At 53.7% G+C, this 15,232-nt stretch carries 10 protein-coding genes; 4 read left to right on the top strand and 6 right to left on the bottom strand.

Going from position 1 to position 15,232, the window contains the following annotated elements; all coding sequences use genetic code 11:
• The first annotated feature begins 179 nt into the window (after positions 1-179).
• Together FHC49_RS06720 and FHC49_RS06715 are read left to right on the top strand one after the other, a co-directional pair.
• On the top strand, positions 180-2,156 hold the full coding sequence (locus tag FHC49_RS06720; RefSeq protein ID WP_185669487.1) for an alkyl/aryl-sulfatase: 1,977 nt from the start codon (positions 180-182) through the stop codon (positions 2,154-2,156).
• A 144-nt stretch (positions 2,157-2,300) separates the two neighbouring features.
• Positions 2,301-2,930, top strand: coding sequence for a winged helix-turn-helix transcriptional regulator (locus tag FHC49_RS06715; protein WP_220439338.1), 630 nt, complete (start codon positions 2,301-2,303; stop codon positions 2,928-2,930).
• Positions 2,931-2,974: 44 nt separating this feature from the next.
• On the opposite strand, the gene FHC49_RS06710 is transcribed toward FHC49_RS06715, so the two are convergent.
• A complete protein-coding gene (locus FHC49_RS06710) occupies positions 2,975-3,358 on the bottom strand; it encodes a hypothetical protein (RefSeq protein WP_185669485.1) in 384 nt (127 codons plus the stop codon).
• A 252-nt stretch (positions 3,359-3,610) separates the two neighbouring features.
• On the opposite strand from FHC49_RS06710, the gene FHC49_RS06705 reads away from it, so the two are divergent.
• Entirely contained in the window at positions 3,611-5,593 is a 1,983-nt protein-coding gene (locus tag FHC49_RS06705; RefSeq protein ID WP_220439337.1) for an alkyl/aryl-sulfatase, read from the top strand.
• Positions 5,594-5,675: 82 nt separating this feature from the next.
• Here FHC49_RS06705 and FHC49_RS06700 read toward each other — a convergent pair whose 3' ends face one another.
• The 5 genes from FHC49_RS06700 to FHC49_RS06680 form a co-directional block, all read right to left on the bottom strand.
• Positions 5,676-6,653: a LacI family DNA-binding transcriptional regulator gene (locus tag FHC49_RS06700; RefSeq protein ID WP_220439336.1), complete on the bottom strand. Its 978-nt coding sequence runs from the start codon at positions 6,651-6,653 to the stop codon at positions 5,676-5,678.
• Positions 6,654-6,670: 17 nt separating this feature from the next.
• Positions 6,671-7,576, bottom strand: coding sequence for an ROK family protein (locus FHC49_RS06695; RefSeq protein ID WP_185669482.1), 906 nt, complete (start codon positions 7,574-7,576; stop codon positions 6,671-6,673).
• Positions 7,577-7,744: 168 nt separating this feature from the next.
• Positions 7,745-8,305, bottom strand: a complete 561-nt coding sequence (locus tag FHC49_RS06690) for an Ail/Lom family outer membrane beta-barrel protein (protein ID WP_220439335.1) — start codon at positions 8,303-8,305, stop codon at positions 7,745-7,747.
• 219 nt (positions 8,306-8,524) lie between these two features.
• A complete protein-coding gene (gene fumA / locus FHC49_RS06685) occupies positions 8,525-10,174 on the bottom strand; it encodes a class I fumarate hydratase FumA (protein ID WP_220439334.1) in 1,650 nt (549 codons plus the stop codon).
• Positions 10,175-10,230: 56 nt separating this feature from the next.
• Complete coding sequence (locus tag FHC49_RS06680; protein ID WP_191092161.1) at positions 10,231-11,745, bottom strand: DASS family sodium-coupled anion symporter; 1,515 nt, start codon at positions 11,743-11,745, stop codon at positions 10,231-10,233.
• Between the two features lie 631 nt (positions 11,746-12,376).
• Between FHC49_RS06680 and FHC49_RS06675 the strand changes: the two genes are divergently transcribed.
• Positions 12,377-15,181: a flavocytochrome c gene (locus FHC49_RS06675; protein WP_220439332.1), complete on the top strand. Its 2,805-nt coding sequence runs from the start codon at positions 12,377-12,379 to the stop codon at positions 15,179-15,181.
• Positions 15,182-15,232 lie beyond the last annotated feature (51 nt).

Here is a 15,232-nt window from a genome sequence, read left to right as displayed (position 1 = left end):
TCATTTAACATGTTGATTTAAAAGGATTATATCTCAACATAAAAACCCTATTTTTATCAACTATTCTTCCTTGCGTAATGGCGATTCCTGGTTATGTTTTTATAGGGTGAGGAAAAATAATGTATCTCAACCGATTACCTTCTGGGGTTATATAAAATACTGTAAAATCGAGGGTCATAATGAAAATAAAGCTTATTGTCAGAAGCCTGGCGCTGGCAGGTTTTATGTCGACAATTATCCTCCCGGCCTATGCCGACGTGACGCCGAAAGAGGCGACGGATACCACGCAAAAAGCTAATGACGCACTCTTAACTCAGCTGCCTTTCTCCGACAATACCGATTTCACCAACGCCCACAAAGGCTTTATCGCCGCGCTGCCAACCGATGTGATTAAAGGCGAGCAGGGCAACGTTATCTGGAACCCGCAACAGTACGCCTTTATCAAAGAGGGCGAAAAAGCCCCGGCTACCGTCAACCCTAGCCTGTGGCGTCAGTCGCAGCTGATCAACATCAGCGGGCTGTTTGAAGTGACCGATGGCGTCTACCAGATTCGCAACCTCGATCTTTCCAACATGACCATTATCGAAGGGAAAGAGGGGATCACCGTCGTTGACCCACTGGTCTCGGCGGAAACCGCCAAAGTGGGGATGGACCTGTACTACAAAAACCGCGGCAAAAAGCCGGTGGTGGCAATCATTTACACCCACAGCCACGTTGACCACTACGGTGGCGTGCGCGGAGTGGTGGATGAAGCCGATGTGAAATCCGGCAAAGTTAAAGTGTACGCACCGTCCGGCTTTATGGAAGCGGCGGTGGCGGAAAACATTATGGCCGGTAACGTAATGAGTCGCCGCGCCAGCTACATGTACGGCAACCTGTTGAAACCGGATGCGAAAGGGCAGGTTGGCGCAGGGCTGGGTACCACCACCTCGGCCGGGACCGTCACCTTAATCGCACCGACCAATATTATCGATAAAGATGGGCAGAAAGAGACGATTGATGGGCTGACCTATGACTTTATGCTGGCTCCTGGCTCAGAAGCGCCGTCTGAAATGCTGTGGTTTATTGAAGAGAAAAAGCTTATTGAATCGGCAGAGGACGTGACGCATACGCTGCACAACACCTACTCGCTGCGCGGCGCGAAGATTCGTGAACCGCTGCCGTGGTCGAAATACATCAACGAAGCGATTGTTCGCTGGGGTGATAAAGCGGAAGTGATTATGGCGCAGCACCACTGGCCAACCTGGGGCAATGAAAACGTGGTGAATCTGCTGAAGAGCCAGCGTGACCTCTATCGTTACATCAACGACCAGACGCTGCGTATGGCAAACGAAGGGCTGACCCGGGATGAAATCGCCGCCAACTTCAAGCTGCCGGACAGCCTGGCAAATACCTGGGCTAACCGTGGTTACTATGGCTCGGTGAGCCACGACGTGAAGGCCACCTACGTGCTGTACCTCGGCTGGTTCGACGGCAACCCGGCGACGCTCGACGAGCTGCCACCTGAAGAAGCGGCGAAGAAATTTGTCGACTATATGGGCGGCGCTGAGGCGATTCTGAAAAAAGCCAAAGAGGATTACGACCAGGGCAACTACCGTTGGGTGGCGCAGGTGGTCAGCAAAGTGGTCTTTGCCGACCCGCAAAACCAGGATGCGCGCAACCTGGAAGCCGATGCGCTGGAGCAGCTGGGTTATCAGGCCGAATCGGGCCCGTGGCGTAACTTCTACCTGACCGGCGCGCAGGAGCTGCGTAACGGCGTGGTGAAAGGGCCAACGCCGAACACTGCCAGCCCGGACACGGTGCGTGCGATGACGCCGGAAATGTTCTTTGACTATCTGGCCGTACATATCAACGGTGAGAAGGCTGGGAAAGCGAAGTCGGTGTTTAACATTGATTTGGGCAATGATGGCGGCAAATATAAGCTGGAGCTGGAAAACGGCGTGCTGAACCATACCGCCAACGCGGAAGCGAAAGATGCTGATGCGACGCTGACCCTGGATAGGGCAACCCTGAATAAAATCATCCTGAAAGAGGAAACGCTTAAACAGGCTGAAGATAAGGGCGAAGTGAAGATCAGCGGCAACGGAGCAAAACTCGACGAGATGCTGGGCTATATGGACAAGTTTGATTTCTGGTTCAATATCGTCACGCCATAACCCTGTAGGCCGGATGGCGCTAAGCTTATCCGGCCTACCGTCAGGACAAGCTTTTATTGGTTTGAATTTAAACAACGTTGCGCTTTATGGCACATCTGTCGATGTGCGTAAATGCAACGTTGTGTCATTTTTACAGGTAGGACTATGCAAAATTTACCGCCGATTCGCCCGGAGCAGAGCATTCAACGATTGACGGCGCTGCTGCAGCCGATAGCCGAAAAAATGAAGGTGGTTCCCCGTAAACGGATGACTTGGACGCACAAAAACCAGCCGCAGCTTTTTCTCTTTCTGGAAGGTGAACTCTCCATCTTACGGGCGTCAGACGGCCTGCTGATTGTCACCGTGTATGACCCTCATCTGTTCGGTATTGCTGAGATGATCCAGCCGGTACGCGGCCATTTGCTGCGGGCAGAGTCGGAATCGACCATTCTACGCGTGGATGCACAAACGGCGATGCAGATGTTCCGTGACGAGGGCGTCTGGGAAGATGTGGCTTCGGTGTTGTCGTATCACACCGCCTATCTTTTTTATCGTGACGCGCTGGTGGTGCAACAGCGCACCTATTCGGTGATTCGTAATCACCTGCAAGAGATGATATTACTGCCTGAAGAGACGCGCATGAAAATATCGATCCTGGATTATATTCAGGAGCGTACGCATCTCTCGCGCAGTAGCGTATTAAATGTATTATCGGCGCTTAAAAACGGTCATTATATCGAGTTTAAGCGCGGGGGTTATTTAATGTCCGTCAGCAGCTTGCCTGAGGGATTTTAGTTCAATGAAAAAAGCTCACTCATCGATGATGAGTGAGCTTTTTTTTATCCTTTTTCCAATGGCTGCAGTGAACTGCCCACGTGGTTAAGGCCGTCGAGATTCTGCGCTTTCAGATAATAGCGGTTGATAAGCTGCAGCTGGTCGAGCTTGGATAGCGCCGCGTAGACCTGGTGTGCCTCGCTATGAACGTCGAAAATGTCACGGCTGCTAACATTCTGTAGATACTGTGTTTTTAGCGCATCGGTGACGTTTTCTATGATGCGCTCATTGTTCTGATATTGTGCAGCGAGCGCGTTGGGCTCCGCAGGGTATGGGCTCTGTGCGACCACCGGAATTTGCAGGGCATCAATTTTGCTCAACGTTTGCGGTTTATCGGCACTGCACGCCGTTAACGTGGCGGCCAGAAGCAAAACAGTCACTTTATACATGGTGTTTCCAGGCTTAACGAATAAGCTGCCTATTATCTTTTTATACCGAGGCCTGACGACCAACGATTTGTTTATTTTTAAATGCATTGTGGGCTTGCAGTATAAATTTAAATTTAAATGGTTCATGTTTTCCCCTCGCTAAATACCGGTGTTACTCTTACCTCATCGTTATTCAATCGAAAACTCTCACGCCGTGGCTTATATCAATAAGCAACCTCCTTTGTGCGGCGCAATGTTATGAATAGAGGCTTTATGAAACTGAAAAAATTAGCGGGCTATATGGCCATCGCTGGCGTGTGCTCGAGCGCCGTCATTTCCCTTCCGGCAATGGCGCAGGAGCCAGGTAAAGCGGCAACGGCACAAACCAAAGAGGCGAATGATGCGTTGTATGCGCAACTGCCTTTCGCGGATAAAACCGATTTCGCTAATGCGCACAAAGGATTTATTGCGCCGCTGCCGCCAGAGCTGATTAAAGGTAAGCAGGGTAACGTGGTCTGGAACCCGCAGCAGTACGCGTTTATTAAAGAGGGCGAGAAAGCGCCGGATACGGTCAACCCAAGTCTGTGGCGTCAGTCGCAGCTCATCAATATCGGCGGCCTGTTTGAAGTGACCGACGGCGTCTACCAGATTCGTAACCTCGACCTTTCCAATATGACCATTATGGAAGGGAAAGAGGGGATCACGGTTATCGACCCGCTGGTCTCGGCGGAAACGGCGAAGGTAGGGATGGATCTCTACTATAAGAATCGCGGTAAAAAGCCGGTCGTCGCGGTGATTTATACCCATAGCCACGTTGACCATTACGGTGGCGTGCGCGGCGTCGTGGACGAAGCCGATGTGAAATCCGGCAAGGTGAAAGTCTATGCGCCTGCAGGCTTTATGCAGGAAGCGGTGTCTGAAAATATCATGGCCGGGAATGCCATGAGCCGTCGTGCCAGCTATATGTACGGTAACCTGCTGAAACCGGACGCGAAAGGTCAGGTTGGCGCGGGGCTGGGTACCACCACGTCAGCCGGTACGGTGACGCTGATTGAGCCGACCAACTACATCACCCATACCGGTCAGAAAGAGGTGATCGATGGCCTGACCTACGATTTTATGATGGCACCGGGTTCGGAAGCGCCGTCTGAAATGCTGTGGTATGTCGAAGAGAAGGGAATGATTGAGGCGGCGGAAGATGTGACCCATACGCTGCACAATACCTACTCGCTGCGCGGCGCGAAAATCCGCGATCCGCTGGCCTGGTCGAAGTACGTCAACGACGTTATCGACCGCTGGGGCGGGAAAGCGAAGATCATTATCGCTCAGCACCACTGGCCGACCTGGGGCAACGAGAACGTTGTCAAGCTGATGAAAGGCCAGCGCGATATGTACCGCTATATCAATGACCAGACCCTGCGTATGGCAAACCAGGGGCTGACCCGTGATGAAATCGCCGCTAACTTTAAGCTGCCGGACAGTCTGGCGCAAACCTGGGCCAGCCGCGGCTATTATGGCTCGGTCAGTCACGATGTGAAGGCGACCTATGTCTTCTATCTCGGCTGGTTTAACGGTAACCCGGCAACTCTGGACGAACTGCCGCCGGTAGCGGCTGCGAAGAAATACGTGGAGTATATGGGCGGTGCCGACGCCATTATGCAAAAAGCGGAAGCCGACTTTGTGAAGGGTAACTACCGCTGGGTAGCGCAGGTGACCAATCAGGTGGTGTTCGCCGATCCGAGCAATAAAGCTGCGCGTAGTCTGGAAGCCGATGCGCTTGAGCAGATGGGCTATCAAGCCGAGTCGGGCCCGTGGCGTAACTTCTACCTGACCGGTGCGCAGGAGCTGCGTAACGGCGTGGTGAAAGGACCAACGCCGAACACCGCCAGCCCGGATACGGTGAAGGCGATGTCGCCGGAGATGTTCTTTGACTATCTGGCGGTTCACATTAATGGTGAAAAAGCGGCGAATGCCAAAGCGGTCTTCAATGTCGATTTAGGCAGCGATGGCGGCAAGTATAAGCTGGAGCTGGAAAACGGTGTACTGAACCACAGCGCGAACGCGCAGGCCAGCAATGCCGATGCCTCTATTACGCTTAACCGCGCGACTTTGAACAAGATTATCCTTAAGGAAGAGACGCTGAAGCAGGCGGAAAACCAGGGCGATGTGCGCATCTCCGGTAACCATGCCAAAGTGGATGAGCTGTTGAGCTATATGGATACGTTCGAGTTCTGGTTCAATATCGTGACGCCATAATCGTCTGCCTTCCCGGCGCGCTACGCTTTGCCCGGGCTACAGGATAAGTAGCCCGGGCGAGGCGTTCACGCCGACCCCGGGATCAGGCACCAGAGCTACCTCGCACCACCAATTCCACCGGCAACATCACGTTTGCCTCCACTCGTTCACTGAGCAAAATATCCAGCGCTTCCCGCGCCAGCTGTTGTTTATCCACCGCCAGGGTGGTCAGCGGCGGCTGCGACCAGGCCGCAGGCTCAATATCATCAAACCCCACCACCGCGACATCTTCCGGCACCCGTAAGCCACGTTCGGCGCACACCTGCAGCACCAGCAGTGCAGTGGCATCGTTGTAGGCAAAAAGGGCATCCGGCGGTTCAGCAAGGTCGAACAGTTCGTTTATCGCCCGCAGCAGCGACTGCTCGGTATCCAGCTGCGGTAAGGCGATGGCTTCATACTCCGGCGGCATCAGCAGCTTCGCGTCGTACAGCGCCTGACGATACCCTTTTTCACGCTGACGAATGCTGTAATGGCCCAGCGTACTGGCCAAAAACGCGATACGCGTGCGCCCTTGTTCCAGCAAATGTTGAGTGGCGAGATAGCCGCCCTGTAGGTTATCCGGGTTGACGCAGGGCAGGCCAGGCGACCAGAGATCGACCAGCACCAGCGGCAGCTTCAACTGTTCGAGCACCGCCAGCAGCTCCGGCTCAAAGAACCCCGCGCAGATTAATGCATCCGGCTGGTGGAGCATCACCTGTTCGGCGACGGCATCACCGGGGCCAACGGACAAAAAGCTCAGCGCGATGCTCTGTTCACGGCAGGCGGACTCCAGCCCCAAAAACAGCGGCGAGTAGAACGGCAGCGCGCGGCTGATATTGTGCTGACGGTGCAACAAAAACAGCACCCGTTTGATCTTCTCGCTGCGCAGGCGGCCAAAGTCGTAGCCCTGCTGCTCCGCCGCCGCAATAATGCGCTGCCGCGTCTCTTCCCGCAGGCCTGGCTGGCCCTTTAATGCGCGGGAGACCGCACCCGGCGACACGCCGCAGGCGGCGGCGATATCTCTGATTCTGACGGCTTTCACCTGTTCATATCCTGTCTTTATGCTTTACGTTGGGCACCGAGCCAGGCCGCGCCGCGGACGCCGCTGCTGTCGCCGTGGCGCGCCTGTAGAATTGGGGTGCAGCACTGTTTACCGAAGACATACTGTGCAATACGCGCCTGTAGCCCGTCATAGAGTTGCGGGATATTCGAAACGCCGCCGCCGATGACAATCGCATCCGGGTCGAGGGTATTAACGACGCCCGCCAGCGCCCGGGCAACCTGATCCTGATAGCGTTCCCATAGTGCAGCAACCGGTTCTTCACCTGCGTTCAGTCGGGCAACGATCTGCGGGACTTTATCATGTTTACTAAACAATTGAGCATGTTGACGTTCAAGGCCGCTGCCGGAGATAAAGCTCTCGATGCAGTTGGTTTGGCCGCAGTAGCACTGCGCCGACTCGCCGTCTTTCGCAGGATGATAGTGTGGCAGTACGTTATGCCCCCACTCACCGGCGCAGGCGTTCGGCCCCGTGATCAGCCGATTATCTACGCACAACCCGCCGCCGCAGCCGGTGCCTAGGATCACGCCAAACACCACGCCATAGCCTTTCCCCGCACCGTCGATGGCTTCTGACAAGGTGAAACAATTGGCGTCGTTGGTCACCGCAACGGGCATATTGAAATGCTGTTCAAGCTGTTGCACAAAGGGTTGCTGGTTCAATACCAGAATATTGGAATTCTTGATAAGCCCGTCGGTGGCAGAGGCGCCAGGTATGCCAAGCCCAATGGATAGTGAGTAAGTGGTTGCCGCTCTAGCGGCGTCAATTGCCGTGATAACCGAGTGGAAAAAAGCATCGTAGCTCTGTTTTTGCGTACTGTAGCGCTGGCGGTAAAGCGTCTCGCCCTGGTCATCTAATACTACAGCCTCAATTTTGGTCCCGCCAATATCCAGCCCTAATCGCATTGCCGTCTTCCCGATAGTCAGTAGGTTAATGGCAACGCAGTGTAGGTATTTTGTTTACTATACAAAAGGGGCGGGCGGTAATTTTGTGACGGCGTCTGGCAAAATTCACCGTGACGGAGGCTGGCGGCTTCTCACCCGCAAGAGTAAGAAGCCGCACGGCAGAGTGGCTTAGAAACGATAGCCGACCCCGATGTTGAAACCGTTGATCTGGTATTTGTCTTCGATATCGGCGGTGGTGCCTTCGTAGCCAACGTTTACCGTCAAGTTTTCGATTGGGTTGATGATGATCCCTGCGCCGTAGGCGAAGGAGGTGGAATGGCGAGACTCGCTCTCACGATAAATTTCGTTATTGCTCGACTCCAGCCATTTCACATCGATATCGGCTTTGGTTCGCGCCGCACCGCCCAACGCATAAAGGGAGACATATTCGTTGATGCGGTAGGCCGGGCCGACCATCAGTGAGTAATATTTAACGTCAATATTGGTGTTGACCGAATCAGAATCAACATAATAATTACGGTCTTCGCTGCCACTCATATAGGTAAATGAGCCGACAACGCTGAACGGAGAATCAAATTCGTAGCGATATTGTAGGTTAACGCCACGGATATTCTTGAAGTCTTTAACGTCGGCCTGGGCATAACCAATCGAAACGCTTTGGCTATCCGCAATTGCCATTCCACTTGTCAGGACTCCCATAGCCAAAACTGCCAGAGATAGTTTTTTCACTTTAAAAATCCTATAAAGATTATTGTGTTGTGTTTATCGATGAGTTTAAAAATCGAGGGGAGTATATCGGCAATGATATTTCTGATGAACTACCTGAATTTATGGGAACAAGAGTGGAATATTGTTTCGGAGACGGTGTTGTGCAGGGATTAGCTAATTTATATTTGTGTTAAGAAAAGTCCTAAAATAAATCCCCCCGCAATGACGGGGGGGGTAAATTTAACGCTGAGGACACCCTGCGCACTGCTTATTCTGAATTTGCTGGAAGAAGTCGTTCCCTTTATCGTCCACCAGAATAAAGGCCGGGAAGTTTTCCACTTCGATTTTCCAGATAGCCTCCATCCCCAGTTCAGGGTAGGCCACGCATTCCAGGCTCTTGATGCTGCTCTGTGCCAGAACGGCCGCCGGGCCGCCAATGCTGCCAAGATAGAAACCGCCATGTTGATGGCAGGCATCGGTCACCTGCTGGCTGCGGTTGCCTTTCGCCAGCATCACCATGCTGGCGCCATGGGACTGCAGCAGGTCAACGTAGGAGTCCATACGTCCAGCGGTAGTTGGGCCTAAAGAACCTGAGGCATAACCTTCCGGCGTTTTGGCTGGGCCTGCGTAGTAGATTGGGTGATCTTTTACGTACTGCGGCAACTCTTCGCCGTTATCCAGCAGCTCTTTCAGTTTGGCGTGGGCGATGTCGCGGGCAACGATAATGGTACCGTTCAGCGATAGGCGGGTGGATACCGGGTGGGCGGAAAGCTGGGCCAGAATGTCACTCATCGGTTGATTGAGGTTGATGCTGACCGCGTCGCCTTCACCCTGTTCGCGCAGCGCTTCGGGAATGTACTGCGCCGGGTTATGTTCCAGCTTCTCAATCCAGATACCGTCACGGTTGATTTTGGCTTTAATGTTACGGTCGGCGGAGCAGGAGACGCCCATGCCGATCGGGCAGGAAGCACCGTGACGCGGCAGACGGACAACGCGGATATCGTGGGCGAAGTATTTGCCGCCGAACTGTGCACCCAGGCCCAGATTCTGCGCCTCGATCATCAGCTCTTTTTCCAGATTCACGTCGCGGAACGCCTGGCCGTGCTCGTTGCCTTCGGTTGGCAGACCGTCGTAATAACGGGTTGAAGCCAGTTTGACTGTTTTCAGCGTCACTTCCGCCGAGGTACCACCAATCACGAAAGCGATGTGGTACGGCGGGCAGGCCGCGGTACCAAGGGTGCGCATTTTTTCCACCAGATAGTTTTTCAACTTCGCTGGGGTGATCAGCGCTTTGGTTTCCTGGTAGAGATAGGTTTTGTTGGCTGAACCGCCGCCTTTGGCGATGCACAGGAACTTGTATTCGTCACCGTCGACGCTGTAGAGGTCAATCTGCGCCGGCAGGTTAGTACCGGTGTTCACCTCTTTATACATATCCAGCGCCGCGTTCTGCGAGTAGCGCAGGTTGTCGGAGATATAGGTGTTGTATACGCCCTGAGACAGCGCCGCTTCATCGCCGCCGCCGGTCCAGACGCGCTGGCCTTTTTTCCCCATGATGATCGCCGTGCCGGTATCCTGACAGGTTGGCAGCACGCCTTTGGCGGCAATGTCGGAGTTACGCAGGAACTGCAGGGCAACGTATTTATCGTTTTCACTGGCTTGTGGGTCACTCAGAATGGCAGCAACCTGCTTCTGGTGGGAAGGGCGCAGCATAAAGGCGGCGTCGTGGAAAGCCTGCTGGGCAAGCAACGTCAGGGCTTCAGGTTCCACTTTTAACACGTCCTGGCCGTCAAACTGACTTACTGAGACGTGCTCACGGCTGAGCAGGTAGTATTCGGTATCGTCGTGAGACAGCGGGAAGGGATTCTGATAGTAAAATGATTTGTTCGACATAGCGCTTCACTCCATAAAAATAAAACCGCCGGAGGTTGCCCCCCGACGGTTATGAATCAGAACATCATAGACATCCATGGGTAGCCGATGACCAGCAGCGCTACCAGGAAGATGCCCCCAAAGATGGTGCCAAGGCGCCAGTAGTCTTTGGTCGGCAGATATCCGCTGCCGTAGTAGATAGGGCTTGGGCCGGTGCCGTACGGGGTGATGATCCCCATGATACCCAGCGAGGTCACCATCAGCAGCACGAAGACGTTCATGTTCATGCCCGGAATGGTTGAGGCGATGGTCAGCATCGCTGGCAGCAGCGCGGTGGTGTGCGCGGTGGTGCTGGCAAACAGGTAGTGCAGCAGGTAGAACGCCAGCAGCAGCACGATGGTTGCCACGCCTGGAGAGATACCGCTCATCAGCATGCCGCCTTCTTTGCCCAACCAGCCGATAAAGCCGGTAGAGGAGAGGCCGTCGGCGAGAGCAACCAGGGTGGCGAACCACACGAAGGTGTTCCACGCGGCTTTATTACCGGTGATGTCGCTCCACTCCAGCACGCCGGTCCACAGCATCAGGCCGATAATCAACAGAGCCGCCATTGCCGGTTCAATCCACTGAGCGGCGAAGATCCACATCATCAATGCGCAGCAGACGAAGACCAGCAGCAGGATTTCGTTACGGGACAGCTTGCCCAGTTTTTCCAGCTCACGGGCAGCCCACAGCGGCACTTCATCGTTCACCTTCACTTCTGGTGGATAGAACCAGTAGGCCAGCAGCGGCATGGTCAGAATTAACAGCAGGCCCAGCGGCAGGAAGGCGATAAACCAGGTGCCCCAGGAGATGTTGATACCGACGATGCTTTTCACCAATGCCAGCGCCAGCAGGTTAGGGGCCAGGGCGGAAAGGAACATAGAACTGGTGATACAGGCGGCGGTAATCGCCACCCACATCAGATAAGAGCCAATTTTACGCGCGCTTGGGTCGTTTGGTTTTGAGCCGTACAGCGGCGGCAGGTTGGCGATAATCGGGTAGATAGTCCCGCCGCTACGCGCGGTGTTGGACGGGGTAAACGGTGCCAGCAGCAGGTCGGCCAGCGTGATAGCGTAGCCGAGCGTCAGGCTGCGACGGCCCAGATATTTCACCAGAATCAGCGCCAGACGGCGGCCGAATCGGGTTTTATCGTAACCGGCGGCGAACATAAACGCACCGAAGATAAGCCAGACGGTAGAGTTGCCGAAGCCGCTGACCGCCCATTTAAAGGAGGCGCCTGCCAGCTGGAACTTTGGTGCTGCCATCTGTTCAGGGCTGAACAGCACCCACTGGCTGCACAGGGCAATGGCAACCACCCCGGTCAGGCCGATAACGGCGCCCGGCAGTGGTTCAAAGATAAGGCCGACAATCACGCCGACGAAGATAGCGAAATAGTGCCATGCATACGGTGGAAGCCCGTCAGGAACCGGGACAAAGAGGAGCAGCACGGCCACGATAATAGGCAGTGCCATCATCAGAAGACGGTTTTTCTTACCGTCCTTTGGTTTACTCACCGGAGTCGGCGAGTGCGATGTCGCAGATTTCTCGTTCATATTACGCTTCTATAAGTAGTTAATAATTCGGTTCGCTAAAACTGCCGCTTTGCTTTTTTTAGTTTTTTTACTTTATTTAGATTTCAAAAGTACGGCTGGCAATTTCGTATATAAGGTCGATGTCGCTATATTATTTAGCGCCAGGTTTAAAAAATCTTATATTCATATAATGCGCTTTTGGAGGCTATTACAATTGATCGCGATCAAAAAAGCACAACCACAACATTATTTTTATACTTTAAGTAATAACCCTATTAGGTTATAGGGTATTAATGGTGTTAGGTTAAATTAATTTCTAAATAAAATGTTATTAATCGTACGCGATGTTGTGATAACGCGTTGATTTTATTGTTGTTTTAAATAATGAAACACTGGTTCGACCACTGTTAAGAAAGTTATAATTGTACTCATATATATTAAATAATTGTGAATAAAACGGAATTAAATTAGTAACACCATAGGAGTATGTGTGTTATTTAAGGGATTAAATAGTTTTATAACTAACGTAATAACTTTAGTAACTAAAATTATCGCTATATTAATATCATGATATCGGCATAACAAATAACTCAAATGCAGCCCGATCCCGAATTCTTAAATTTTAATTTTTAAAAGTTTGGAGTTAACCCTTATGAACAATCATCATCGCGTACTGAGCTCTTGTACCTTACCGAATGGTACCGAGCTTAAAAACCGTCTGTTTATGGCGCCAATGACAACCTGCTCTGGCTATTATGATGGCTCGGTCAGTAGCGAGCTGGTGGAATACTACCGTGCGCGTGCCGGTTTGATTGGCACCATCATCGTAGAATGTTGTTTTGTTGATGATTTAGGCCTGGCGTTCCCCGGTGCGCTCGGCATCGACAGTGATGACAAAATCGCCGGGCTGGCGAAAATCGCTGAGGCGATTCAATCAAAAGGCTCCAAAGCGCTGCTGCAGATTTATCACGGTGGCCGTATGGTCGACCCGAAACTGATCGGTGGCCGGACGCCGGTTGGCCCAAGCGCCGTCGCGGCACCGCGTGATGGCGCGGCAACGCCGGTGGCCCTGACCGCTGAAGAAGTAGAAGGGATGGTCGGTAAATTCGGCGATGCCGTACGCCGCGCGATTCAGGCAGGTTTTGATGGCGTCGAGATTCACGGCGCAAATACTTATCTTATCCAACAGTTCTACTCACCAAACTCCAACCAGCGTGATGACGAGTGGGGCGGCAGCCGCGATAACCGCGCGAAATTCCCGCTGGCGGTACTGGATATCACCCACAAAATGGTTCGCCAGTATGCGGACGACGCCTTCATCATCGGCTATCGTTTCTCGCCGGAAGAGATGGAAGTGCCGGGGATCCGCTTTGACGACACCCTGTATCTGCTGGAAAAACTGGCCGCGCGCGGGTTGGACTATCTGCACTTCTCCGTAGGCGCTTCGCTGCGTTCGTCTATCGTGGACACCACCGACCCAACGCCGCTGATTGAAAAATACGTTGCCCAGCGTTCCGAAACGCTGGCGCAGGTGCCGGTGATGGGCGTGGGCGGCGTGGTAAACGATAGCGATATTGATAGCGCAATGGCACACGGCTACGACCTGATTGCAGTTGGTCGCGCTTGCATCGCGTATCCGGACTGGGCCGAACGTATTGCCGACGGCCAGACGCTGGATCTGTTTATCGACAGCACCCAGCGTGAAGCGCTGAACATCCCTGAGCCGCTGTGGCGTTTCTCGCTGGTGGAAGCGATGATTCGCGATATGAGCATGTCAGTGTCTAAATTCAAACCGGGCGTGTTCGTTGAAACCGTGCAGGATGAAGCCGGTGAGCTGGTTATTAACGTCAGCCTTGAAACCGACCGCATCGCTGACATTGAACTGACCGGCGGCGTGGATCAGGACGTAGAGTTCGTCACCAGCTTTGAAGAAATTCGTTCACGCATCCTGGATGCTAATACTCCACACGTTGATGCCATTTCCGGGGCAACCAGCCAGAGCGAAGCGGTGAAAAAAGCGGTCTCCAAAGCGATGGTGAAATCCAGCAAAGCGTTGGTGGCGGAAGAGGGTGGTGATACCGCTGCACCGAAATCTTATGATGTAGTGGTGGTCGGGAGCGGCGGTGCCGGTCTGGCTGCGGCTATCCAGGCGCACGATGACGGTGCTCGCGTGCTGATCGTCGAAAAAATGCCGACCATTGGCGGGAACACCATTAAAGCGTCAGCTGGGATGAACGCGGCGGAAACGCGCTTCCAGCGGGTGAAAGGGATTCAGGACAGCAAAGAGCTGTTCTATGAAGAGACCCTGAAAGGCGGCAAAAACAAGAATAACCCAGCGCTGCTGCGCCGCTTCGTGGAAACGGCCCCGCAGGCGATCGAATGGCTGGCGGATCGCGGCATCATGCTGAACGACATCACCACCACCGGGGGCATGAGCATTGACCGTACGCACCGTCCGAAAGATGGCTCTGCGGTAGGCGGCTATCTGATCAGCGGCCTTGTGCGTAACGTCACAAAACGTCAGATTGATGTCATGCTCGATACCTCCGTGGTCGATATTGTCATGGATGGGGGCGAAGTTTCTGCCGTACGCCTGCTAACCGACGAGCAGGAAACGATCGCCATTCAGACTCGCAGTATCATCATGGCGACCGGCGGCTTTAGTGCCAACAGCGAAATGGTGGTGAAATACCGTCCGGACCTGGCGGGCTTCGTCACCACCAACCATAAAGGGGCGACCGGCGGCGGTATCGCACTGCTGGAACGCATTGGTGCCGGTACGGTAGATATGGGCGAGATCCAGATTCACCCGACCGTTGAGCAGAAAACTTCTTATCTGGTTTCTGAGTCGATTCGCGGCGGCGGGGCAATTCTGGTTAACCAGCAGGGTAACCGCTTCTTCAATGAGATGGAGACCCGTGACAAAGTGTCTGCGGCGATTATTGCGCTGCCGGAGCACTATGCTTACATCGTGTTTGACGAACATGTTCGTACGAAAAACAAAGCGGCGGATGAGTACATCGCCAAAGGGCTGGTGACCAGCGCCAGCACGCCGGCTGAGCTGGCGGCTAAACTGGGTCTGGATGAACAGCCCTTCCAGGCGACGCTTACCCGCTACAACGGCTTTGTCGAAAAACAGGATGACGAAGAGTTTGGACGTAAAACCGCGCTGCGTGCGCCGCTGAATGAAGGGCCGTATCACGCCATCCAGATTGCGCCGGGCGTACACCACACCATGGGTGGGGTCACCATCAATACCGATACCTGTGTGCTGAACGTCAACAAACAGGTGATCCCTGGTGCTTATGCCGCCGGTGAAGTGGTTGGCGGTATCCACGGCGGTAACCGTATTGGCGGGAACGCGGTGGCTGATATTATTATCTTTGGTACGCTTGCCGGTCGTCAGGCCGCACAGCGTGCGCAGCAGGTACCCTGGGCGATGCTTGAGTCCGCGTAATTAACCCATGGCACCATCCCGTAGCCCGGCCGAGCGTAGCGACGCCGGGTT

It is taken from the genome of Kluyvera sp. EC_51 (assembly GCF_019584505.1).
Lineage (GTDB): Bacteria > Pseudomonadota > Gammaproteobacteria > Enterobacterales > Enterobacteriaceae > Kluyvera > Kluyvera sichuanensis.
Note: the sequence above shows the minus strand (reverse complement) of the source record. Positions and strands in the feature narration are given on the sequence as shown.